We start from the raw sequence: 22,503 nt of genomic DNA on the forward strand, positions 1-22,503 counted from the left end.
GAGTAATGACTAAGAATGGTATGCGCCCGGTTCATCCCGGCGAGATCCTCAAAGAGGAATACCTGGAACCTCTGAGCCTTACAGCCGCAGCCTTGGCCAGAGCATTGAGTGTCTCGACACCTACGGTGAACGACATTGTGCTTCAGCGTCGGGGCGTCAGTGCCGATATGGCGCTCAGGCTTTCCATCTGTCTGGATACCACTCCTGAGTTTTGGCTGAATCTGCAATCGACTTACGATTTGCGCAAAGCCGAGATTGAACGGGGTGCAGCGATCCGTGATCAGGTTGAGCGCCTTGCGCATTGCGCCTGATCATCGCCCGGATTGATCGAACCCCACGCCAAGAACGTGGGGTTCTTTTTTGGAGGTTCAGAATGTTTGAAGCATTCTCGAAGCCCGCTTCCACCACGGCGCATTGACTGTACGTCGTGGTCGCTCCCCATCAGGCAACATATGTGGAACATCCTGCAGCCGGATCCACGGCTGGTTGTTCCAGTGCAGCAAGCTCAGCGACATTTCCGGCCAGTTCAGCAGGCTCAATATCGGGCGTTCGGCTGTGGTGGGTTGCTGGGCGTCTCTGAGGGCTGGGACCACGTCGTGGGTCAGCCATTCGCGCAGGCCCCGGTATTCGGGGCAGTAGTGATAAACCAGCAGCGCGTAGACGCCGGATTCGCTGATCAGCAGCGTATGTTCGATGCAGCCGAGGATGTGCATTGTCGCGGTTTGGTGTTGATCAGGGTCGAGTTTGCGTAGCGCGCGTTCGTCGAGGAACAGCCGAAGCAATCGACCGAGGTCGCGGGCACTGAACCAAGGCTGGTTTTCCAGTAGCAGGGCGTGGAGGTGGAGTTTGTGGCGGGTGAAGACGTGCGGGATCAGATAATTTTCATCCATGGTGCAGTACCCAAGTTCGCTTGAGGGAAACTGCCACTGATCGTCGCCAAACAATAAGGGTGGCAGCTGTGCGCGGGTTGGCGAACCGGTGCAAGCGAATACCGGCAGACCCGAAGATCTCCCACACACAGCCGCCATAATTTGAGTCGGGAAGAAGTGCCCGATATCAGATGTGGTCGCGGTGCATCGCAAGCTTTCCAGGTCGCCAAACCCAGTGCTGAACATTCAGCTGAAGTGAGCTTAGAAACCGGAGTTGTGCGGCGCAATCGGAAAGCGGTGGTGTTTTTGTAGGACTCAGCCTGGAAGTAGAGCTGAATCCAGAAATAGCAGGAGGGTCGTGCCGACCCTAATCGCGAGCAGGCTCGCTCCCACAGGGGGGTGTGGGTTATTCGGCGGGTGGATTCAGCTTCGCTTCCAGCTCGGCGACTTTTGCCTCAAGGCTTTCAAGGCGTGCCCGGGTGCGTGCCAGGACGACCATCTGACTGTCGAATTCTTCCCGGCTCACTAGATCAAGCTTGCTGAAGCCGCTTTGCAGCAGGGCTTTGAACTGGCTTTCGATTTCGCTTTTTGGCAGCGGGGTTTCGCCGCTGAACAAACGGGAGGCGGTGCCGCTCAGGGCATCGAGGAAGTCTTTGGGTGCGAGCATGAGAAATGTCCTGGAAACAATGGCGGGCAGTGTATCACGCAGTGTCTATAGTCATTGACGCGGCACGAATGCACGCTTTTCGTGCATGTTTCCGGGCGTTTGCGCACTGTTATTGTGCGTATCGGTGATGGCGATTGGGCATTGGTGTCTGCGACTGAAGCCAAAAGATTGAAATCATTGGTTTTTTACGAGATGGCAAGCTTTCTGCTTAGTCCCTTGTGACCCATGCACTGATGCAGTCGCTGTGACGAATGCAGTGCGGCAGGCGGAGCGGGGAGTTTCGTCAGGAACGGTTAACTGGCGTCGGTCGGGCGAGTAGGGCCGACGATGCGTTACAAAGCCAGGCACTGCGCTTAGACTTGAGTCGGGTTTGTTTTCCTGGGGCAAGTCCACCAATTCGGGAGAGAGTTTTCATGAAGCTAGTCACTGCCATCATCAAGCCGTTCAAACTGGACGACGTACGCGAGTCGTTGTCCGAGATCGGCGTGCAGGGCATTACCGTCACTGAGGTCAAAGGCTTCGGTCGGCAGAAGGGTCACACCGAGCTGTATCGCGGGGCGGAATACGTGGTCGATTTCCTGCCCAAGGTGAAGATCGATGTCGCCATTGACGACAAGGATCTGGACCGGGTTATCGAGGCGATAACCAAGGCGGCCAACACCGGCAAGATTGGTGACGGCAAGATTTTCGTGGTCAATCTGGAACAGGCTATTCGCATCCGTACCGGCGAAACCGATACCGACGCAATCTAAGCCGCCAAACCCAACGCCCCAGGAGAAAACAAAATGACTCTGCGTAAATTCGCAGGGCTAGGAGCCCTGTTGTCCATCGTAATGCCCGGCCTGGCCATGGCGGCAGATCCGGTGGCTGCTCCAGTCCTCAATTCCGGCGATACCGCCTGGATGTTGACCTCTACTGCCCTCGTGCTGTTCATGACCATTCCAGGCCTCGCGCTGTTCTACGGCGGCATGGTTCGTTCCAAAAACGTTCTCTCATTGATGATGCAGTGCTTCGCCATTACCGGCCTGGTCACCATCCTGTGGTTCCTCTATGGCTACAGCATGGCGTTTGACACCACGGGTATGGAGGCCAACGTCGTCAACCTCAATTCCTTTGTCGGCAGCTTCGCCAAGGCGTTCCTTGCCGGCATCACGCCCGCCAGTATTACCGGCCCTACGGCGCTGTTTCCCGAGGCGGTGTTTGTCACCTATCAGATGACCTTCGCCATCATCACCCCGGCGCTGATCGTCGGTGCTTTCGCCGAGCGGATGAAGTTCTCCGCGATGCTGGTGTTCATGGGCATCTGGTTCACCGTGGTTTACGCGCCGATCGCGCACATGGTCTGGAGCGGTCCGGGTTCGCTGTTGGGCGACTGGGGCGTGCTCGACTTCGCGGGCGGCACTGTGGTCCACATCAACGCCGGTGTTGCAGGTCTGGTGGCGTGCCTGGTACTGGGCAAGCGCAAAGGCTTCCCGACCACGCCGATGGCTCCGCACAACCTCGGTTACACCCTGATGGGCGCCGCGATGTTGTGGGTGGGCTGGTTCGGTTTCAACGCAGGTTCCGCCGCAGCGGCCAACGGCACTGCCGGTATGGCCATGCTGGTAACTCAGATTGCTACCGCCGCAGCGGCCTTGGGCTGGATGTTCGCCGAGTGGCTGACCCACGGCAAACCTAGCGCACTGGGTATCGCTTCGGGCGTGGTTGCCGGTCTGGTTGCAATCACTCCGGCTGCGGGCACCGTTGGCCCGATGGGCTCGATGATCATCGGTCTGGCAGCGGGCGTGGTGTGCTTCTTCTGCGCCACGACCCTGAAACGCAAAATGGGTTACGACGATTCCCTCGACGCCTTCGGCGTGCACGGCATCGGCGGTATCCTCGGCGCAATCCTCACGGGTGTATTTGCGGCTCCGTCACTGGGTGGCTTCGGCACCGTAACCGACATCGCGGCACAAGTCTGGATTCAGTGCAAAGGCGTGGGTTTCACGGTGATCTACACCGCGATCGTCACGTTCATCATCCTCAAGGTGCTCGACGCCGTCATGGGGCTGCGCATTTCCGAGGAAGAAGAGTCGGTGGGCATCGATCTGGCACTTCACAACGAGCGCGGCTACAACATGTAAGCACGCGCATAAAAATTTGCCCGGCTTGCCGGGCATTTTTTTGTCCGGAATTTGTCTCTGAAAGTACGGCTGAAAGGTTTTTTCGTACACGTTTACTGGTGTTTGTGGCGAGCGCTTTTCTGCGGCCAATGGCTTACATGATTGAAGGAATATTAGGGTCTTTGTTTTTTCCCAGAGCGCGCTAGAATGCGCCCCGAACGTGCGGAGAACTGTATGTGGCAACAGACTCTGATAACCCTGCGGGCACGGCCCCGGGGCTTTCATCTGGTAACGGACGAGTTACTCGCCGGCCTGCCTGAACTCCAGGCATGTCGGGTCGGTCTGTTGCATTTGTGGCTGCAGCACACCTCGGCGTCGTTGACCATCAACGAGAACGCCGATCCGGCGGTACGTCGCGACTTCGAACGGTTTTTCAATCGGCTGATCCCACAAGGAACAGCTGGCTATGAGCATAACGACGAAGGCCTGGACGACCTCCCGGCGCACTTCAAGGCCAGTTTGCTAGGCTGTCAGTTGAGTTTGCCGATTAGGGCGGGCCGATTGGCGTTAGGTAGCTGGCAAGGTGTTTATCTGGGTGAGCACCGCGATCAGGGTGGTGCTCGCAAAGTCCTCGCCACCGTGCACGGTGAAGAGGCATAAACCGCTGGTTACCAGTGGATGTTGATTTTTTTCCGGCGGTCGTCGACAGACGACAAAGCTGGGCTATAACTAATCTGCTTTTCGCAAGTCATGAGGTAGAACATGAGCGACGATGATCTGGAAAACGACGACCTCGAAGTAGGCGACGAAGACGAGGCCGAAGAAGGCCTGGAAGCAGCAGCGGAAGACGTTGCTGACGACGATGGCGGTGAGGACACGCCGGTCCCGACCGCCAAAGGCAAGGCCAAGGCTGCGGTGTCGGTAGACGAGCTGCCGAGTGTCGAGGCCAAGAACAAAGAGCGTGATGCTCTGGCGCGCGCGATGGAAGAGTTCCTTGCCAAAGGTGGCAAGGTTCAGGAAGTCGAGGCCAACGTGGTGGCAGATCCGCCAAAGAAGCCTGATAACAAGTACGGCAGCCGGCCTATCTAAGCGCCTGCTACGTGCTTGCTGAAAAAGCCCGCCGTCGCTGCGGGCTTTTTCATGGGTGAAACAATAGAGGCCGAAAAGCATCGCGGGCAAGCCTTGCTCCTACAGACTTGCGTCGTTCGAGCAGGTGACGACAATCCCGTAGGAGCAAGGCTTGCCCGCGATGAGAATCTTGAGGACGCTACGAAATCGAGTTCCACCGCGCCAACAACGCTGGCAACTCGGTCAAGCTGCGAATCTCGGCATCCGGTGCCTTGTCGGCTTCCCAGGCTTTACCGGCCGGGTTGAACCAGATCGCCCGCAATCCCGCCTGTTGAGCGCCGGCAATGTCATCGCCGGGATGATCGCCGATATGCACGGCGGCCTCAGCTGTTACATCGCCGCGTTTCAAGGCTTCGTGGAACAGCCGGGCATCGGGTTTGGCGATGCCGATATCCTCTGCGCACAAGATGAACTTGAAGTAATCCGCCAGCCCCAGGCGGCGCACATCCGCATTGCCGTTGGTGACCACGCCCAAGGCGTAGTGATTGGCCAGAATCTCCAGCGTCGGTTGCACCTCGGGGAAGATTTCCAGTTGATGCCGTGCATGCAAAAACACTTCAAAGCCCTGATCGGCCAGCTCGTAGGCCTGCTCATGGGCGTAACCGGCTTCTTCCAGGGCGTGAAACAGTACCCGGCGACGCAGGGCGCTGATGCGGTGCTTGAGGCTTGGTTCGTGGCTCAATACCCGCTCACGAATCGCCCACAAATGATCGACCGGCAAGGCACCGAGGTTCGGCGTGTGCTCGGCCAACCACTGGCGCAGCACGGCTTCAGCGCTGTCGATCACCGGGGCGGTGTCCCACAGGGTGTCGTCGAGGTCGAAGGTGATCAGTTGGATTGTCATTGCTCATCGCCTTTGATGCGTTTGGCCCGTGGATGGGCGCTGTCGTAGACCGTGGCCAGGTGCTGGAAGTCCAGGTGGGTGTAGATCTGCGTGGTTTTGATGTCCGCGTGGCCGAGCAATTCCTGCACTGCACGCAAGTCTTGTGAGGACTCCAGCAAGTGGCTGGCGAAGGAGTGTCGCAACATGTGCGGGTGCAGGTTTTGCCCCAGTTCGCGCTCGCCGACGGCTTTGACCCGCGCCTGAACGGCCCGTGAGCCGAGGCGCCGGCCTTTCTGGCTGACGAATACCGCATCGTCCACCGGGTTCGTCATGGCGCGCAGCGGCAACCACAATTCCAGGGCCTCGCGGGCCTTCTTGCCGACGGGCAGCACTCGGGTCTTGCTGCCCTTGCCGAGTACTTGCACCAGACCGTCTGCCAGGTCCAACTGTTCAAGGTTGAGTCCGGTCAGCTCCGACAGGCGTAAACCGGACGAGTAAAACAGCTCAAGAATCGCTTGGTCGCGGCGCGCCATGAAGTCGTCTTCCACGGCGCCATCGAGCAGTTGCAGCGCACGGTCGGTGTCGAGGGTTTTCGGCAGGCGGCGCTCGCCCTTGGGAGGCGCCAGGCCGTTGGCCGGATCGTGGTCGCAGAGGCCTTCGCGGTTCAGGTAGTGATAGAGCCCGCGTACCGCCGACAGCAGCCGCGCCAGGCTGCGCGAGGATTGCCCTTGCGAGTGCAGGCGAGCGATCAGGCTGCGCAGGCGCTGGATGTCCAACGTGGTCCAGCTGCCGATGTTCTGTTTTTTGCAGTGCGCCAGGACCTTGTTCAGGTCGCGCCGATAGGCTTCCAGCGTGTGAGACGACACCTGACGCTCACTGCGCAGGTGCTCGCAGTAGGCGTCCAGTTGTCGTTCCATGGTCAGCGTACCGAGCGTAGCGAAGTGTTGACCCGAGGCAGTACGCGGCCCATGACTTCAGCGATGTAGCTGAGGAACAACGTGCCCACCGAACTTTTGTAGTGCTGCGGATCGCTACTGGCAATCGCCAGGACACCGTGCAGGCCTTGATGGCTGAGGGTGACCACCGCCGTGGAGCCGATCTGCTTGCGCTGTTCTTCGCCAAACAGGAAGTCCAGCTCGTGTTCGCGCAGGCTGCCGCTGACGGTTTTGCCTTCCGACAACAAGCCGCCGATGGCCTTTTGCGCGTCGGCACTGGTCACCGAGCGGCCGACCGGCAAGGGCTCGTCGCTGAACAGGATCAGGCTGACAAAGGGCACCTGGAAATCCTGACGCAGGCTGTCTTCGACGCTGATGACCACGTCGTCCAGGCTGCTGGCGTCCATCAAGGCGAGCGTCAGTCGGCGGGTTTTGTCGAATAGCCGGTCGTTGTCGCGGGCGACGTCCATCAGTTGCGAGAGGCGATGGCGCATCTCGATGTTGCGTTCGCGCAGAATTTTCATCTGGCGTTCGACCAACGAGATGGTGTCGCCGCGCTGGTGCGGAATGCGCAGCGCCGGGAGCAGTTCTTCGTGCTCGACGAAGAAATCCGGATGAGCCTCCAGGTACGCGGCTATCGCCGCCGCCTCCAGGCTTTCGGAAGGGGATTCGTCGGGCTGTGGGGCTGGAGCCTGAGGCTGATCAGTCATGTATTTCGCTCACTCAAAGACGCACTTGTCCTTCGTATACGCGTACTGCCGGGCCGGTCATCATCACCGGATGGTCAGGACCTGCCCATTCAATGGACAAGCGCCCGCCAGGCAGGTCGATCAATAGCGGCGAATCCATCCACCCCTGGCTGATCGCGGCCACTGCGGCAGCGCAGGCCCCGGTTCCGCAGGCCTGGGTTTCCCCGGTGCCGCGTTCCCAGACGCGCAACTGCGCACGGCTCCGGTCGATGACCTGGAGAAAACCGACATTGACCCGCGCCGGGAAGCGCGGGTGGTTTTCGATTTTCGGTCCCAGCTCATGCACCGGCGCGTTGTTGATGTCACTGACTCGCACGACGGCGTGGGGGTTGCCCATGGAGACCGCAGCCAGTTCGACGGTCTGGCCGTCGACCTCGACCTGATAACTCAAGGCCTGAGCGGGCGCCTGAAACGGAATGTCCGCCGGCACCAGGCGCGGTGCACCCATGTTGACGCTGATCTGGCCGTCGTTGCGGATATCCAGTTCGATAATGCCGCTTTTGGTCTCGACGCGAATCTGCCGCTTGGCGGTCAGGCGCTTGTCCAGAACGAAGCGTGCGAAGCAGCGCGCACCGTTGCCGCATTGCTCGACTTCGGAACCGTCGGCGTTGAAGATCCGGTAACGGAAATCCACGTCCGGGTTGCTTGGCGCTTCAACGATCAGCAATTGGTCGAAACCGACACCGGTGTGCCGGTCACCCCATTGCTTGGCGTGCTTGGGCAGAATGTGCGCGTGCTGGCTGACCAGGTCGAGGACCATGAAGTCGTTGCCCAGGCCATGCATCTTGGTAAAACGCAGCAGCATGGGTTTACTCCGGCAGCAGGCTTTCGCCAGCAAACAACTCGGCAACCGTCTCGCGGCGACGCACTTCAATTGCCTGACCGCCGTCCACCAGCACTTCAGCGGCGCGGCCGCGAGTGTTGTAGTTGGAGCTCATGACAAACCCGTACGCACCGGCCGAATGCACGGCCAGCAAGTCGCCTTCTTCGAGTGCCAGCAGACGATCCTTGGCGAGGAAATCGCCGGTTTCGCAGATCGGCCCGACGATGTCGTAGGCGCGTGCCGGGGTTGCACGCGGGCGCACGGCCGTAACGTCCATCCAGGCCTGATACAGCGCCGGGCGGATCAGGTCGTTCATGGCCGCGTCGACGATGGCGAAGTCTTTGTGTTCGGTGTGCTTGAGGTACTCGACCTCGGTCAGCAGCACGCCGGCGTTGGCGACGATGAAGCGGCCCGGCTCGAATACCAGTGCCAGGTCGCGACCATCAATGCGTTCGCGTACGGCCTTGATGTAGTCGGCAGCCAATGGCGGCTCTTCATCGCGATAACGCACGCCCAAGCCACCGCCGAGGTCAATGTGGCGCAGGTAGATTCCGCAATCGCCCAGGCGATCGATCAGCGCCAGCAAGCGGTCGAGGGCATCGATGAAGGGCGGCAAGGTGGTCAGTTGCGAACCGATGTGGCAATCGACACCGACCACTTCCAGGTTAGGCAGTTGGGCGGCACGGACGTACACGTCTTCGGCGTCGGCAATGGCGATGCCGAACTTGTTTTCCTTGAGACCGGTAGAAATGTACGGGTGGGTGCCGGCATCGACGTCCGGGTTGACCCGCAGTGAGATCGGCGCGCGAACGCCAAGCTCGGCCGCGACGACTTGCAGGCGTTCGAGCTCGTCGGTGGATTCGACGTTGAAGCAGTGCACGCCGACTTCCAGGGCGCGACGCATGTCTTCACGGGTCTTGCCGACGCCGGAAAAAACGATTTTGTCGGGCTGGCCACCGGCGGCCAGAACACGTTCCAGCTCGCCACCGGAGACGATGTCGAAACCAGCGCCCAAACGCGCCAGGACATTCAGTACACCCAGGTTGGAGTTGGCCTTGACCGCAAAGCAGACCAGGTGCGGCGTACCGGCCAGCGCATCGGCGTACGCCAGGTACTGGGCTTCGATGTGCGCGCGAGAGTAGACGTAGGTCGGTGTGCCAAAGCGTTCGGCGATGGCGGACAGGGCAACACCTTCCGCGAACAGTTCACCGTCACGGTAGTTAAAAGCGTCCATGATGTTCCCTTAGTAGGTGCTGGTACTGGTGCTGTGCTGGTGCGCTTTGGACTGCGACGACTTCGCCTGTTCTTCAGGGGATTTGCTGTCATCGGGCAGATACAGCGGACCTTTTTGACCACAGGCAGTGACAAGGCAGGCAACCGCGACGAGCGCAGCAAGGGAAGAGATCAGGCGCTTCATGGCGAAATCCTTGAAAATGCGTTAATTGCGCCGGAGTATACCGGCCACCCGGCAGCTTGCCTATGCGACGGACCACCCGTCCGGCGGGCCTTTGCCCAGGCAAGCGATCAAGCAGCGCAAGGTGTGCCGATATTTTCTACTCTTGTCTGGTGCGTGGTCGGTATCCTTTGCAATCGCTGGGGCTCGGCCGTATCTTGCGGCGCTTGAGCGTGAGTAGACATTTTTTGAGGTTCCCGCAATGAGTTTGACTGAAGCCCGTTTCCACGATCTGGTCGATGCCACCCAGCAAACGCTGGAGGATATTTTCGATGAGAGTGGCCTGGATGTTGATCTGGAAAGCTCGGCCGGTGTGCTCACCGTCAAGTTCGAAGGCGGCAGCCAGTTGATCTTCAGTCGCCAGGAGCCGCTGCGTCAGCTGTGGCTGGCGGCCGTGTCCGGTGGCTTCCACTTCGACTATGACGAAGAAAGCGAACGCTGGATGTGTGACAAGAGCGAAGAGCAGCTCGGTGAGATGCTTGAGCGCATCGTCAAGCAGCAGGCCGACGTCGAACTCGATTTCGAAGGTCTGTGATCTTGTGAGTGAGACAGCGCCCGCTCGTCCGCCAAAGCCGCTGTACAGCAATGTCAGCGCGGCGGTGCCTTCGCCATGCACCAGCGTCTGTCGGCTGGACGAGCAGAAAGTCTGCCTGGGCTGTTTTCGCCATGTCGAAGATATCCGCGAATGGCGCTCGGCGGACGATGATCGACGCCGGGTGATTTGCGCCCAGGCCCAACAGCGCAAGGCCGCAAGCCACCCGTAGCCGGGGTGCTCCTCACTTGGCTTGTATATTTTTTGAGCTGTGATAGTGTCCGGATACGCCTCAACTCATCGAGGTCCGTGAAAACCCCGCCTATTTCTGGCGGGGTTTTGCTTTTGTCGTGCAGAAAAAAGGAGTCTGCCTTAATCATGACCGCACCTTCCATCATCCTTACCCGCCTGGACGTGCAACGTCTGGAGCGTTTGATCGACAGCCTGGATGACTCGCTGCCAGGTGTTATCGCGCTGCAAACCGAACTGGATCGCGCCGATACGCTGGTCGGTCACGATGAAGTGCCTGCCGATGTCGTGACCATGAACTCGCGTGTACATTGCCGTGAAGAAAGCAGCGGCAAGGACTATCACCTGACCCTGGTTTATCCACAGGACGCCAATGCCGATGAAGGCAGGATTTCCATTCTGGCGCCGGTAGGCAGCGCATTGCTCGGTTTGAAGGTTGGCCAGCACATCGACTGGCCGGCACCGGGTGGCAAGACCTTGAAGCTGACCCTGCTTGAGGTTGAGTCGCAGCCCAAGAATGGCGGCGACTGCACGTTCTGACACGCTTCAGGCCTGTTCGAGCGCCTTGTTCAATGCGCGCTCCAGGTCTGCCTTGTAGCGCAGGTAAAGATTGCTCGAACCCTGACCATCACTGAGCAGGCCGGACAGGTCCAGGTCGGTGATGTAGCAGCGATAGTGTTGCGCCTCGCGACGCTGCCCGACGATCTCCTGCGCGACCACGGCAAATAGCTGGTCGCCATGTTCCAGCTCGGAAAACTCTCGCTGATTGCAATACAAGGTGACCTGTCCTTGGCCCGGTACGGCTTTGCCGACGATTGCCTGGACATCGTAGAACGGCTTGTTCACCGGTGTCTGCGGCGCCGGGCGCGGCTCGACCCGGCGTGCCCGGTTGGTGCCCGATGGCAGCAGTTGGTAGTACAGGGTTTCCAGCACCGTCACCGGTTGGGTGGGGTCCATCGGCAACAGCGCGTCACGGCGATACAGGATCGATTGCAGGAAACGTTGCAGTGGCACCAGCAGGCTTTGCTCGTCGTGATACGGCTGGCGCTGTTGCCACAGGGCATTGAATTCATCCAGCACGTACAGCTCGGCGTGAGCATCGTTGAGGCGGTAAAACACCTGAATGCAGTCGGGCTGGCCCATCGGCAGGATCAGCGCCAGATCGTGATCCGCCAGCGCCATCGGGTCCAGTTGCAGCGGGCTGTAACGGGTCAGGTCCTGGTTCAGGTAATCGAGCAGTGCCGGCAGGCTGGCCAGCGCAACATGATTGACCTGGCCGGGCACCAGCTCCAGCACGTGGTAATGCTGCTGGACCTGGATCAGGTAGCGATGATTGAGTTTGCTGAGCAGCAGGTTCTGCGCGGTATCGACGACTTCTTCGACACGCTGGGCGATGAACTGCGCACGGTTATGGCAGAAGCAGCGCACGCGCAATCGGGGTTGTTGGTGGCCGCTCGGCAGGTTGTTGAGGTAATCGCGCAGGCAATCGAGCAGGGCGTGGGCGCCGTCGTAGCGGCTGACCAGCACTTCGTTCCAGCTGTTGAGCGTGACCTGGTCAAGGGTCAGCACCAGATTTTCGCGCACCCCGGCGTAGCTCAGCGAGTCTGTGCGCTCGGTGGTCATCAGGATGTTCAGGTCGCGGTGGTGCTTGAGCGGGTCGATGCCCACGTTCACCAGAATCAGCACCTCGCTCGGCACGCTGGCATGCAGCAGTTGTTCTTCGCTGACGCTGGTCAGGGGCAGTGCGATAGCCTGTTGCAGGCTGCCCAGCAGATTGAACAGCTCGAATTCGCTCAGGTCGCTGCTGCCAGGGTGCAAGGCCAGGCGCGTGCTGCTGTCGATAACGCCGTTGCGGTGGCACCAGGTCAGCAGTTCCAGCAGTTCGCGGCTGCGCTTGATCGGCGCGAAATGCTCCCACTCCAGATTACTCAGGTTGCCGTTGTACAAGCCCCAGTGGGTCTGCCCGGACTCTTTCTTGTTCGCTGACTGGACCAGGGTCAGTGTGTCTTCGGCCAGGTCTGGCGCAATGCCGGGGTTGATGAACTCGATCTTGTCGGCCTTGCGTTCGAAGGCGGCATACAACCTGCGACCCAGTACATTGAGGTCACGCTTGTTGATCAGGCTGACGCTCTGCTCGGTGCGGGCGAACTGGGTCAGGAAGCGATAGCTGTAGTTGAGCTCGTTCACCAGGGCCCGGCGTTCGGCGCTGACCTGACGGACCTTCCATTGGCTGCGGCTGTCGAGCATTGCCAATTGCCGCTGATCCCAGCCCCATTCTTCAGCCAACCGCTCCAGCAGCAGGCGCTGCCAGCTTTTGCTGCGCTGGCCACTGCTGCCGGTCAGCTTGCGATTGACCTTGAGGTACAAGGCGCGCCGAACCAGCTCCAACCGTTCCGGCTCGCCCCGGGCGGTGAGGTATTCCTCAATGCGCCGGTAGACCACGATGTACGGGTCGAGCTCATCGAGATCGAGGCGGTTGGCGAACACGGCTTGCTTGAAACGCAGGCTCAGGCATTTGACGTTCGGGTGTTCGCTGGCGTAGACCTCGGTCAGCAGCAGTTTGAGTACCGATTTGTAGGGTGACTCGATACCTTTGAACAACTGCCAGAGCCCGGCCCCGATGAATTCGCCCGGCGGAATCTGTGCCAGATGACCGAGATCGAGGGTTTCGTCGGCGCGGATAAAGCGTTTTGACAGCAATGTATGGGTGTACTGGTCGTAGCCGGCCTCTTCGTATACCGGCACCAGCCACCAGATCGGCGTGCGCCCCGCGAGCCAGATGGCGGTGCGATAGAACTCATCGAGCAGCAAGTAATGCTGGGTGGTGCCGCAGTCATCGGAGCTCAATTGGGTGTCGCGTTCGCCACGGACGAAACGTTGCGGGTCGATCAGAAAGAAATGCGCCTCGGCGCCCTGGCTGGCGGCCCAGGTTTCGAGCAATTGGCATTTTTTACGCAGCTCGGCGAGTTCGTTTTCACTCAGGTCCGGGGCGTGGCAAACCCAAACGTCCATGTCACTTTGATCCGCCTGGGCGAGCGTGCCGAGGCTGCCCATCAGGAACAAACCCTGAATCGGCCGCGGCGGGTTGCCGTGGCGGGGCTTGTAGGAAAAGGAGCGGGTCAGGCGTTGCGCTTCGGCGAGCGCTGTGGCGTCAGGTTCGAAATTTGACAGCCCGGCCGGTGTGCTGCCCGAGACGTAACCTGGTAGCAGCGGGTGATTGACGTGGAAGAACAGCGGCAGCAGGGTCAATACCCCTTGCTGGCGGGTCGATAACCCTTCCATGGCGCGGGCCAGGCGACCGTCGTTGAGCTTGAGAAAGCGTGCGCGCAACTGGCTGAGAACCTTGCGATCGATTCCTTCGTCCAGATCAGGGCGGATTTCATGGGTGCGGGTCATGTCAGCTCAAACCGGCTCGCAGTGCTCGAACGTGGGAAGTCTCAGGACGGTGAGCAGTTTACAGCGTCGCGCGGGCGACTTTTAAGCTGAATTTTGGTTTCTGGCGCCAAATTTCTATCGACGGGCGACAGTCTGCCCGCGGAAATCCCGTAACAGGGGTTTCCGTGGGCGATATGGCAACGGTCAGGCGGTTTCTTCGACAGACAAAATGGTCAGAACGGTCTGAATATTCTGTGCGGCGTCACGGCCCAGGCTGGTCAGATAACCGCCATCGGGCTGGGTGATCAACTCTTTGTCGAACAGGCGTTGTGCGGCGGCAATGGCTTTCGGGGCAGCGGTCTGATGAATTTTCAAACCTTCCTGGGAACTGTCCAGGTTGAAGAGTGCAAGGATTTCCAGTTCGGCAACCAGCTCAGGGGTAAGCGACATAAGGACTCCAGACTTTCTAGGAATAGACGACAGCGCCCCTAAGGTGAACGCACTCGAGCGGCGTGTCCAGTGTTGGCTTAGAGCTTTTCGTTGCAGGCAGTTGAACGTGATTGCAGGCGCAGTATCCGTGGCGAGGGAGCTTGCTCCCGTTGGGCAGCGAAGCAGCCCCAAACCCTGCCGCATCCAGCGGTTTGCGATTGCTGCGCAATCGAGCGGGAGCAAGCTCCCTCGCCACAATGAGAGCCGTGCCCGCGCGATAGGCGCTTATTTCTTTTCTGGCGGCAATTCTGGCAGTGCGCGCAACGCGGCTTCATACCACTCGGTATTGAACGCGCGGTCTTCTTCCAGGAGTGCGTCAATTTCAATGGCCAGAACGTGGGCCATCAATTGCAGGATTTCTTCACGCTCGTAACCGACCAGGGTCAGTTTGTTGAAGGTCGCCTTGGCTGCTGGCGGGTTGTCGCTTTCGATCTGGTTTTCGATGGCTTCGATCAGGGTGGTTTCGGCGAATTCTTCTTCGTCGTTGTCGATATCGCTAGGCTCGCTCATGGCAGGCTCCAAAAGGAAAGGTCGTCAGTTTACCTGCATTCAGCCGTGTGATGCTGCTGGCGAGAGTGCTCCAGACGCTCTATAACAGTCGCTGCCAACCCCCTGCACGGCCTGGAGGCTATGTGATGCTCAAGCTTTATGGATTTTCCGTCAGCAACTACTACAACATGGTCAAACATGCGTTGCTGGAGAAGGGCCTGCCCTTTGAGGAAGTAGCGTTTTACCCCGATCAAAGCCCTGAGGCGCTGGCCATCAGCCCGCGTGGCAAGGTTCCGGTATTGGGTGTCGAACAAGGGTTCGTCAACGAGACCAGCGTGATTCTTCAGTACCTTGAAGACACGCAATCGGGTCCTGCGCTGCTGCCCAAAACACCGTTCGAGCGGGCCCAGGTTCTGGCGCTGGCCAAGGAAATCGAGTTGTACATCGAACTACCGGCTCGCGCCTGTTTCCCTGAGGCCTTTTTCGGTATGACGGTGCCGGAAGCGATCAAGGAAAAAGCCAAGGCCGAGCTGCTGCTGGGGATTGCGTCACTGGGACGTCACGGCAAGTTCGCGCCGTATGTGGCGGGCGCGACCCTGAGCGTGGCGGATCTGTACTTCCTGTACAGCGTCAGTCTGGCCCGCGCGGTCGGCAAAAAGCTCTTCGATCTGGATTTGCTGGCCGAGTTGCCAGCCGCCAGGGCATTGCTTGAGCAGCTTGAGCAGACACCGCATGCCAAACGCATCGCGGCAGACAAGGAAGCGGCGATGCCGCAGTTTTTGGCGATGATCGCCGCCAGGAAGTAAGTTTGTAGCGTTCTTCAGGACGCAATCGCGGGCAAGCCTTGCTCCTACAGGATTTATGTCGTATCGCAAACACGTGAACGACACGAATCCGTAGGAGCAAGGCTTGCCCGCGATGCTTTTAGCGATTTAGCGGCTGACCAGCAGCGCCTGACCGCGAGCCACGGCGGCCTTCACCTGCGCCGGCGCGGTGCCGCCGATGTGGTTACGGGCATTCACCGAGCCTTCCAGAGTCAGAACGGCAAACACGTCCTGCTCGATCTGATCGCTGAATTTGCGCAGTTCTTCCAGGCTCATCTCTGCCAGATCCTTGCCGGTTTCCACGCCGTACTTCACCGCGTGACCGACGATTTCGTGACAGTCACGGAACGGCAGGCCGCGGCGCACCAGATAATCCGCCAGGTCGGTGGCCGTGGAGAAACCGCGCAGTGCCGCTTCACGCATGATGGCGTGCTTTGGCTTGATCGCCGGGATCATGTCGGCAAAGGCCCGCAGCGAGTCGCGCAAGGTGTCGGCGGCGTCGAACAGCGGCTCTTTATCTTCCTGGTTGTCCTTGTTGTAGGCCAATGGCTGGCCTTTCATCAACGTCAGCAGGCCCATCAGCGCGCCGAACACCCGGCCGCTTTTACCGCGCACCAGTTCCGGGACGTCGGGGTTTTTCTTTTGCGGCATGATCGAGCTACCGGTGCAGAAACGATCAGGCAGATCGATGAACTGGAATTGCGCGCTGGTCCACAGCACCAGCTCTTCGGAGAAGCGCGACAGGTGCATCATCGCGATGCTTGCAGCCGAGCAGAACTCGATGGCGAAGTCGCGATCGGAGACGTTGTCCAGCGAGTTGCCGCCAACAGCATCGAAACCCAGCAGTTGGGCGGTCAGCTCACGGTCGATCGGGTAGGTGGTGCCAGCCAGTGCGGCGCTGCCGAGCGGCATGCGGTTGGTGCGCTTGCGGCAGTCGACCAGGCGCTCGTAGTCGCGGCTGAGCATTTCGAACCAGGCCAGCATGTGATGACCGAAGGTCACGGGCTGTGCGGTTTGCAGGTGGGTGAAGCCGGGCATGATGGTGCCGGATTCGCGCTCTGCCTGCTCCAGCAGACCTTTTTGCAGGCGGGTGATTTCGCCCAGGATCAGGTCGATCTCGTCACGCAGCCACAGGCGGATATCGGTCGCCACCTGGTCGTTGCGGCTACGGCCGGTGTGCAGCTTCTTGCCGGTGACGCCGATGCGGTCGGTCAGGCGCGCCTCGATGTTCATGTGCACGTCTTCAAGGTCGATGCGCCAGTCGAAGGTGCCGGCCTCGATTTCGCCCTGGATGGTCTTCAGGCCGTCGATGATGCTGTCGCGCTCGGCATCGGTCAGCACGCCGACCTTGGCCAGCATGGTGGCGTGGGCGACGGAGCCCATGATGTCGTGACGATAGAGGCGCTGGTCGAAAGTGACAGAGGCGGTGAAGCGGGCGACGAAGGCGTCGACGGGTTCACTGAAGCGGCCGCCCCAGGACTGATTGGTCTTGTCAGTGCTCATGAATTCGCTCGTGATCGGCTGAAGGAAATTGGCGTTAAAACCTGCGGTGGATAATAACAGGGTTGCCAATCCTGTCGGTGACACTGGTCGCTACGTTTTTTTCTTATTTGACCGACCATACTCAATTGAGTCGCTGCCGCGTTTACGCAACGATATTTGTCAAATGGGCACTGTCGTCGCGGCAAGCGTCTACAGTTGGACGTGAGGGTCAGCGCAATTGTCGATCATGTGCCGAGCCTCATCGAAGCGTGCAACGTCAGTGCCGAAGCCGACTATTAAGAGAAGAGGGGTGTTCATATTGTGTAGCAGCAATCCCTACGGTGACGCCACGTCGCGGCTGGCTTCGAATGGAACTGCGCAGGCACCGATAAATATTGCAACCCGACGTACGGCACTTTTTGGCGCTCGCGCTAGTCTTAGCGTGGATCGCGGTGACGGATGTCACTTCACCTGTCTACGCTATCCTTGTGCGAGACTCACGCAGGAATCCAGCGCAATATGAATGTCCTGATCGTTGATGACGAACCCCAAGCCCGCGAGCGCCTGAGCCGTATGGTCGGCGAGCTCGAGGGTTATAGTGTCCTGGAGCCCAGCGCCACCAATGGCGATGAGGCATTGACCCTGATCGACAGCCTGAAGCCCGATATCGTGCTGCTCGACATCCGTATGCCTGGCCTCGACGGTTTGCAAGTCGCCGCAAGGTTGTGCGAACGCGAGACGCCACCGGCGGTGGTGTTTTGTACGGCCCAGGATGAATTTGCCGTAGACGCCCTGCAAGGCGCGGTGGGCTACCTGGTCAAACCTGTGCGTTCGGAGCAGTTGCTCGACGCCCTGAAAAAAGCCGAGCGCCCCAACCGCGTCCAGCTCGCGGCGCTGACTCGGCCGGCGGCAGAAACCGGCAGTGGCCCACGCAGCCATATCAGTGCGCGAACCCGCAAAGGCATCGAACTGATCCCGTTGGCTCAGGTGGTCTATTTCATCGCCGACCACAAATACGTGACCTTGCGCCACGAGGGTGGCGAGGTTCTGCTGGACGAGCCGTTGAAAGCCCTTGAAGACGAATTTGGCGACCGGTTCGTGCGTATCCACCGCAATGCACTGGTAGCCCGCGAGCGTATCGAACGCTTGCAGCGCACGCCACTCGGGCATTTCCAGCTGTTTCTCAAGGGACTCAACGGTGATGCGCTGATTGTCAGCCGACGTCATGTCGCGGGTGTGCGCAAGATGATGCAACAGCTTTAGCCCAGCGTTCGCGCACGGATATCACTCTCCTTACCGGACAGATGAGGCCAGGGGGGCGCTGTTTCTGATACAAGTCAAAGCGGATTTGGCTGAGCTGTTATTATCCGCTGTATCTATTCAGTACGGATTGATCCATGTCCCCTCGCGAAATCCGCATCGCTACCCGCAAAAGTGCCTTGGCCTTGTGGCAGGCCGAATACGTCAAAGCTCGTCTGGAACAAGCCCATCCGGGTCTGGCCGTGACGCTGGTGCCTATGGTCAGTCGCGGCGATAAACTGCTCGATTCGCCGCTGTCGAAAATCGGCGGCAAGGGCCTGTTCGTCAAAGAGCTGGAAACCGCGCTGCTCGAAAACGAAGCCGACATTGCCGTGCACTCGATGAAAGACGTGCCGATGGACTTCCCCGAAGGCCTCGGTCTGTTTTGCATCTGCGAGCGCGAAGACCCGCGTGACGCCTTTGTTTCCAACACCTATGCAAGCCTCGACGAGTTGCCTCAGGGCAGCGTGGTCGGTACCTCCAGCCTGCGTCGCCAGGCACAACTGCTGACCCGTCGCCCGGACCTGCAAATCCGCTTTCTGCGGGGCAACGTCAACACTCGGCTGGCCAAGCTCGACGCCGGTGAGTACGACGCAATCATCCTCGCGGCAGCCGGTTTGATCCGCCTGGGCTTTGAAGATCGCATCAGCTCTTCGATCAGTGTCGATGACAGTCTTCCAGCAGGTGGTCAGGGTGCCGTCGGTATCGAATGCCGCAGCGCCGACAATGACATTCATGCCCTGCTTGCCCCCTTGCATCACCAGGACACCGCCACGCGGGTCACTGCCGAACGTGCGCTGAACAAGCATTTGAACGGCGGCTGTCAGGTGCCGATCGCTTGCTATGCGGTGCTCGAAGGCGAGCAGATCTGGCTGCGCGGCCTGGTGGGCGACCCGAAGGGGGGGCTGTTGCTCCGTGCCGAGGCTCGTGCGCCACGCAGCGATGCCGAAGCCTTGGGTGTACAAGTCGCCGAAGACCTTCTTGGCCAGGGCGCCAACGACATTCTGAAGTCAGTCTATGGCGAGGCAGGTCACGAGTGACGGGGTGGCGCCTGCTGTTGACGCGTCCCGCAGATGATTCGGCGATGCTGACCGGTATTCTGGCCGAAAAGGGGATTTTCAGCAGCAGCTTGCCGCTTTTGGAAATAGAGCCGATTACTGTCTCTGAGACAATGCGCGCGGTGATTCAGGGCATGGATCGCTATTGCGCGGTCATCGTGGTCAGCAAGCCGGCCGCCCGAATCGGTGTGGATCTGGTCGAACGGTACGGGCCGCAATCACTGCGCTTGAAATGGTTCAGCGTGGGTGCGGCGACTGCGCAGATCCTTCAGGATCATGGGTTGGACGTCCGCTTCCCGGTGGAAGGCGATGACAGCGAAGCATTGCTTGAACTGACTCCGTTGCGCGAGGCTATCGCCCGGCCCGATGCTCGTGTGTTGATCATGCGCGGCGAAGGTGGACGTGAGCTGCTCGCAGAGCGTTTGCGCGAGCAAGGTGCTAGTGTCGATTATCTGGAGTTGTACCGTCGCGGCTTGCCGCGGTATGCCGAGGGGGCATTGCCTGAGCGGATTCAAGCTGAACGCTTGAACGGCGTCGTGGTCAGCAGTGGGCAGGGATTTGAGCACCTGCGCCAATTGGCGGGCAGTGCCTGGCCTGAGTTGGCGCGGTTGCCTTTGTTTGTTCCAAGCCCTCGGGTAGCCGAGATGGCGCTGGCCGCCGGCGCCCAAACAGTTGTGGATTGTCGTGGCGCCAGTGCCACGGCTTTGCTAACGGCGTTGCGGGAAACCCGGCCCGTTCTCTAATGCAAAGGATGGATACGTGAGCGAAACAGCCTTGCCAAAAGATAACGTCCAGCCAGCGCTCGATGCGTCGGTTGAAACTGTAAAGAGCCCTGAGCGGCGTCGTGGCAACGGGCTGGTGATCCTGGCAATGTTGCTGGGTGCCGCGGGGGTTGCCGCGGGTGGTTGGGGGATCTGGCAGGTGCGCAGCCTGCAGGCCAACAATCAGCAACAGCTGAGGCAATTGCAGGCCCTGAACGATCAGACGCAAAGCCTCAAGCTCAATGAGCAGCGCCTGACGGACCGGCTTGAGCAATTACCGCCTGCCGATGAACTGGAAGGCCGGCGACGCCTGGTGATCCAGTTGCAGGGCGACCAGCAGCGCTTGAATCAGCGTCTGGAAACGGTTCTGGGCGCCAGCCGCAAGGATTGGCGTTTGGCCGAGGCCGAGCACCTGCTGCGTCTGGCCAGCTTGCGCTTGTCTGCCTTGCAGGACATCAGCAGCGCTCAGGCACTGGTGCAAGGTGCGGATGAAATCCTTCGCGAGCAGAATGATCCGGGCTCTTTCGCCGCCCGTGAGCAGATTGCAAAAAGTCTTGCTGCGTTGCGCAGTACCGAACAACCGGATCGCACCGGGCTGTTCCTGCAACTGGGTGCCTTGCGTGATCAGGTGGCCGAACTCAGCGAACTCGCCCCGGAGTTTCATGAGCGCGATTCGCTGTCGGCCCTGACCTCCGATGGCGATGGCGCCAGTCGCTGGGCGCAATGGTGGGACCAGATTTCGCGCTACATTCGCATCGATTTCAATGCCGATAAAAACATTCGTCCATTGCTCGCCGGGCAAAGCCTGACCCAGGTCCGTCTGGCGCTGAGCCTGGCGCTTGAACAAGCGCAATGGGCTGCGCTCAACGGCCAGGCGCCGGTGTATACCCAGGCGCTGACCGAAGCGCGGGATGTGCTCAAGGGCAGCTTCAATCAGGACAACCCGCAAAGCAAAGTGATGCTTGAGCAGGTTGCCGGGTTGAGCAAGCAACCGGTAACGGTCATCACGCCTGACCTGGCGACCACCCTGAGCACGGTGCAGGCGTATCTGGAGCGGCGTAACGTCAGTGCCGAGGACTCGGTGAAACCTGCCGCGAGCACTACGCCGGTGACCAGCCCATGAAGCGATTTTATGTGATTGTGTTTTTGCTCATCGCTGCTGCCGGTGGGTTGGGGCTGGCCATCGCCCAGCACTCGGGTTACGTGCTGATCGCCTACAAGGCCTTCCGCTACGAATCGAGCCTGTGGGCGACGCTGGCACTGGTGGCGGTGATCTGGCTGGTGCTGTGGGGCATCAAGATGCTGATCGAGTTGGTGGCCACTTCCAGCGGTGTGGTCAATCCATGGTCGAATCGCAACCGCAGTCGTCGCGTACAAGTGGCAATCGAGCACGGTCAACTGGATCTGGCTGAAGGCCGTTGGGCCAGCGCTCAGCGTCACTTGTATCGCGCCGCTGAAGCCGAACGCCAGCCGCTGCTCTACTACCTGGGTGCTGCACGAGCAGCTAACGAGCAGGGGCACTATGACGAAAGCGACAGCTTGCTGGAGCGTGCGCTGGAACGCCAGCCTCAGGCCGAGTTGGCGATTGCCTTGAGCCACGCGCAGTTGCAGACCGATCGTGGCGATACCGGCGGTGCGCTGACAACCCTTCAGGCCATGCACGAGCGTCATCCTCACAGCGTTCAGGTCTTGCGTCAGCTGCAACGTTTGCATCAGCAGCGCGGCGACTGGTCGGCGGTTATTCGCCTGTTACCGGAATTGCGCAAGGACAAGGCGCTGCCGGCCAGCGAGCTGGCGGAACTGGAACGTCGTGCCTGGGGTGAAAACCTCACCCTGGCAGCCCACGGGGAGGAAGACGGCACGCTCGGATTGCAGGCACTCAACCGCGCCTGGCAACAGCTGACGTCCGCTCAGCGCCAAGAACCGCAGTTGGTGCTTGCCTATGCCGATCAGTTGCGACAATTGGGGGCTGAGATCGAGGCAGAAGAGGTTTTGCGGGGGGCACTCAAGCGTAAATATGACAGCCATCTGGCGCGGCTATATGGCTTGCTGCGTGGCAGCGACCCGGCGCGGCAATTGCACACGGCCGAGGGTTGGTTGAAGGACCACCCTGGCGACCCCAGCTTGCTGCTGACTCTGGGGCGGTTGTGTTTGCAAAGCAGCCTGTGGGGCAAGGCGCGGGACTATCTGGAAAGCAGCCTGCGGGTTCAGCGCAACCCCGAGGCGTGTGCCGAGCTTGCTCGCCTGCTGGCTCAGTTGGGTGACACGGAGCGCAGTAATCAGCTCTTCCAGGAGGGCCTGGGCCTCTTGGACAAGCGCTTGCTGGCCGCGCCGCTGCCGGTGCCTGCGCGCGCATAAGCTGCTGGATGGTCGGGTCGCCCTGGCAGGCGACCTGG

Annotated in this window: 26 protein-coding genes and 1 pseudogene; 15 read left to right on the forward strand and 12 right to left on the reverse strand. The window is 60.0% G+C overall.

Features of this window, described 5'->3' with window-relative positions; translation table 11 throughout:
- The first annotated feature begins 5 nt into the window (after positions 1-5).
- On the forward strand, positions 6-311 hold the full coding sequence (locus FPT12_RS00525) for a HigA family addiction module antitoxin (protein WP_054617025.1): 306 nt from the start codon (positions 6-8) through the stop codon (positions 309-311).
- A 57-nt stretch (positions 312-368) separates the two neighbouring features.
- Here the strand turns inward: FPT12_RS00525 and FPT12_RS00530 are convergent, their stop codons facing one another.
- Together FPT12_RS00530 and FPT12_RS00535 are read right to left on the reverse strand one after the other, a co-directional pair.
- Positions 369-890 carry a Bro-N domain-containing protein gene (locus tag FPT12_RS00530; protein WP_145014169.1) on the reverse strand — a complete coding sequence of 174 codons (522 nt, stop codon included), beginning with the start codon at positions 888-890 and terminating at the stop codon, positions 369-371.
- A 385-nt stretch (positions 891-1,275) separates the two neighbouring features.
- Complete coding sequence (locus FPT12_RS00535) at positions 1,276-1,536, reverse strand: accessory factor UbiK family protein (RefSeq protein WP_010465113.1); 261 nt, start codon at positions 1,534-1,536, stop codon at positions 1,276-1,278.
- Between the two features lie 413 nt (positions 1,537-1,949).
- Here FPT12_RS00535 and glnK point away from each other — a divergent pair, with 413 nt between their 5' ends.
- From glnK to sutA, 4 genes are all read left to right on the forward strand, one after another.
- On the forward strand, positions 1,950-2,288 hold the full coding sequence (gene glnK, locus FPT12_RS00540) for a P-II family nitrogen regulator (protein WP_002555808.1): 339 nt from the start codon (positions 1,950-1,952) through the stop codon (positions 2,286-2,288).
- Positions 2,289-2,321: 33 nt separating this feature from the next.
- Positions 2,322-3,659 carry an ammonium transporter gene (locus FPT12_RS00545; protein WP_145014170.1) on the forward strand — a complete coding sequence of 446 codons (1,338 nt, stop codon included), beginning with the start codon at positions 2,322-2,324 and terminating at the stop codon, positions 3,657-3,659.
- Between the two features lie 213 nt (positions 3,660-3,872).
- On the forward strand, positions 3,873-4,298 hold the full coding sequence (locus tag FPT12_RS00550; RefSeq protein ID WP_145014171.1) for a secondary thiamine-phosphate synthase enzyme YjbQ: 426 nt from the start codon (positions 3,873-3,875) through the stop codon (positions 4,296-4,298).
- A 102-nt stretch (positions 4,299-4,400) separates the two neighbouring features.
- A complete protein-coding gene (gene sutA / locus FPT12_RS00555) occupies positions 4,401-4,727 on the forward strand; it encodes a transcriptional regulator SutA (RefSeq protein ID WP_145014172.1) in 327 nt (108 codons plus the stop codon).
- Between the two features lie 178 nt (positions 4,728-4,905).
- On the opposite strand, the gene FPT12_RS00560 is transcribed toward sutA, so the two are convergent.
- The 6 genes from FPT12_RS00560 to FPT12_RS00585 are packed head-to-tail and all read right to left on the reverse strand — an operon-like array spanning position 4,906 to position 9,513.
- Positions 4,906-5,610: an HAD family hydrolase gene (locus FPT12_RS00560; protein ID WP_145014173.1), complete on the reverse strand. Its 705-nt coding sequence runs from the start codon at positions 5,608-5,610 to the stop codon at positions 4,906-4,908.
- Entirely contained in the window at positions 5,607-6,506 is a 900-nt protein-coding gene (gene xerC, locus FPT12_RS00565) for a tyrosine recombinase XerC (RefSeq protein ID WP_145014174.1), read from the reverse strand. The genes FPT12_RS00560 and xerC overlap by 4 nt, the downstream gene beginning before the upstream one ends.
- A 2-nt stretch (positions 6,507-6,508) precedes the next feature.
- Complete coding sequence (locus FPT12_RS00570) at positions 6,509-7,234, reverse strand: DUF484 family protein (RefSeq protein WP_145014175.1); 726 nt, start codon at positions 7,232-7,234, stop codon at positions 6,509-6,511.
- A 13-nt stretch (positions 7,235-7,247) separates the two neighbouring features.
- A complete protein-coding gene (gene dapF / locus FPT12_RS00575) occupies positions 7,248-8,078 on the reverse strand; it encodes a diaminopimelate epimerase (RefSeq protein ID WP_145014176.1) in 831 nt (276 codons plus the stop codon).
- A gap of 4 nt (positions 8,079-8,082) precedes the next feature.
- Positions 8,083-9,330, reverse strand: coding sequence for a diaminopimelate decarboxylase (lysA, locus tag FPT12_RS00580; protein WP_145014177.1), 1,248 nt, complete (start codon positions 9,328-9,330; stop codon positions 8,083-8,085).
- Positions 9,331-9,339: 9 nt separating this feature from the next.
- Complete coding sequence (locus tag FPT12_RS00585; protein ID WP_019694236.1) at positions 9,340-9,513, reverse strand: lipoprotein; 174 nt, start codon at positions 9,511-9,513, stop codon at positions 9,340-9,342.
- Between the two features lie 238 nt (positions 9,514-9,751).
- Here FPT12_RS00585 and cyaY point away from each other — a divergent pair, with 238 nt between their 5' ends.
- The 3 genes from cyaY to rnk all read left to right on the forward strand — a co-directional run bounded on the left by cyaY (position 9,752) and on the right by rnk (position 10,870).
- Positions 9,752-10,084, forward strand: a complete 333-nt coding sequence (gene cyaY / locus FPT12_RS00590) for an iron donor protein CyaY (protein WP_145014178.1) — start codon at positions 9,752-9,754, stop codon at positions 10,082-10,084.
- Between the two features lie 4 nt (positions 10,085-10,088).
- Positions 10,089-10,313, forward strand: coding sequence for a DUF1289 domain-containing protein (locus tag FPT12_RS00595; protein WP_145014179.1), 225 nt, complete (start codon positions 10,089-10,091; stop codon positions 10,311-10,313).
- Positions 10,314-10,459: 146 nt separating this feature from the next.
- On the forward strand, positions 10,460-10,870 hold the full coding sequence (rnk, locus tag FPT12_RS00600) for a nucleoside diphosphate kinase regulator (RefSeq protein ID WP_123581052.1): 411 nt from the start codon (positions 10,460-10,462) through the stop codon (positions 10,868-10,870).
- Between the two features lie 6 nt (positions 10,871-10,876).
- Here the strand turns inward: rnk and FPT12_RS00605 are convergent, their stop codons facing one another.
- The 3 genes from FPT12_RS00605 to FPT12_RS00615 form a co-directional block, all read right to left on the reverse strand.
- Positions 10,877-13,726: a class I adenylate cyclase gene (locus FPT12_RS00605; RefSeq protein WP_145014180.1), complete on the reverse strand. Its 2,850-nt coding sequence runs from the start codon at positions 13,724-13,726 to the stop codon at positions 10,877-10,879.
- 183 nt (positions 13,727-13,909) lie between these two features.
- Positions 13,910-14,155: a TIGR02647 family protein gene (locus tag FPT12_RS00610; RefSeq protein ID WP_123581050.1), complete on the reverse strand. Its 246-nt coding sequence runs from the start codon at positions 14,153-14,155 to the stop codon at positions 13,910-13,912.
- A 264-nt stretch (positions 14,156-14,419) separates the two neighbouring features.
- Positions 14,420-14,704 carry a hypothetical protein gene (locus FPT12_RS00615; RefSeq protein ID WP_123581049.1) on the reverse strand — a complete coding sequence of 95 codons (285 nt, stop codon included), beginning with the start codon at positions 14,702-14,704 and terminating at the stop codon, positions 14,420-14,422.
- A gap of 125 nt (positions 14,705-14,829) precedes the next feature.
- Here FPT12_RS00615 and FPT12_RS00620 point away from each other — a divergent pair, with 125 nt between their 5' ends.
- On the forward strand, positions 14,830-15,489 hold the full coding sequence (locus FPT12_RS00620) for a glutathione S-transferase family protein (protein WP_145014181.1): 660 nt from the start codon (positions 14,830-14,832) through the stop codon (positions 15,487-15,489).
- 126 nt (positions 15,490-15,615) lie between these two features.
- Here the strand turns inward: FPT12_RS00620 and argH are convergent, their stop codons facing one another.
- Positions 15,616-17,010: an argininosuccinate lyase gene (argH, locus tag FPT12_RS00625; protein ID WP_145014182.1), complete on the reverse strand. Its 1,395-nt coding sequence runs from the start codon at positions 17,008-17,010 to the stop codon at positions 15,616-15,618.
- 255 nt (positions 17,011-17,265) lie between these two features.
- Here argH and FPT12_RS28250 point away from each other — a divergent pair.
- The 6 genes and pseudogenes from FPT12_RS28250 to FPT12_RS00650 all read left to right on the forward strand — a co-directional run.
- A pseudogene (locus tag FPT12_RS28250) lies at positions 17,266-17,512 on the forward strand (sensor histidine kinase); the annotation flags it as partial.
- The gene (locus FPT12_RS00630) at positions 17,509-18,252 is read left to right on the forward strand and encodes a LytTR family DNA-binding domain-containing protein (RefSeq protein WP_145014183.1); all 744 of its coding nucleotides are present in this window, start codon (positions 17,509-17,511) and stop codon (positions 18,250-18,252) included. The pseudogene FPT12_RS28250 and the gene FPT12_RS00630, both read left to right, overlap by 4 nt.
- A 134-nt stretch (positions 18,253-18,386) precedes the next feature.
- The gene (gene hemC, locus FPT12_RS00635) at positions 18,387-19,328 is read left to right on the forward strand and encodes a hydroxymethylbilane synthase (RefSeq protein WP_145014184.1); all 942 of its coding nucleotides are present in this window, start codon (positions 18,387-18,389) and stop codon (positions 19,326-19,328) included.
- The gene (locus tag FPT12_RS00640; RefSeq protein WP_145014185.1) at positions 19,325-20,089 is read left to right on the forward strand and encodes a uroporphyrinogen-III synthase; all 765 of its coding nucleotides are present in this window, start codon (positions 19,325-19,327) and stop codon (positions 20,087-20,089) included. The genes hemC and FPT12_RS00640 overlap by 4 nt, the downstream gene beginning before the upstream one ends.
- A 16-nt stretch (positions 20,090-20,105) precedes the next feature.
- Positions 20,106-21,230: a uroporphyrinogen-III C-methyltransferase gene (locus tag FPT12_RS00645; RefSeq protein ID WP_145014186.1), complete on the forward strand. Its 1,125-nt coding sequence runs from the start codon at positions 20,106-20,108 to the stop codon at positions 21,228-21,230.
- Positions 21,227-22,465, forward strand: a complete 1,239-nt coding sequence (locus FPT12_RS00650; RefSeq protein ID WP_145014187.1) for a heme biosynthesis protein HemY — start codon at positions 21,227-21,229, stop codon at positions 22,463-22,465. The genes FPT12_RS00645 and FPT12_RS00650 overlap by 4 nt, the downstream gene beginning before the upstream one ends.
- Positions 22,466-22,503 lie beyond the last annotated feature (38 nt).

The sequence above is a fragment of the Pseudomonas sp. H3(2019) genome (assembly GCF_007713465.1).
In the GTDB taxonomy this organism is placed as follows: domain Bacteria; phylum Pseudomonadota; class Gammaproteobacteria; order Pseudomonadales; family Pseudomonadaceae; genus Aquipseudomonas.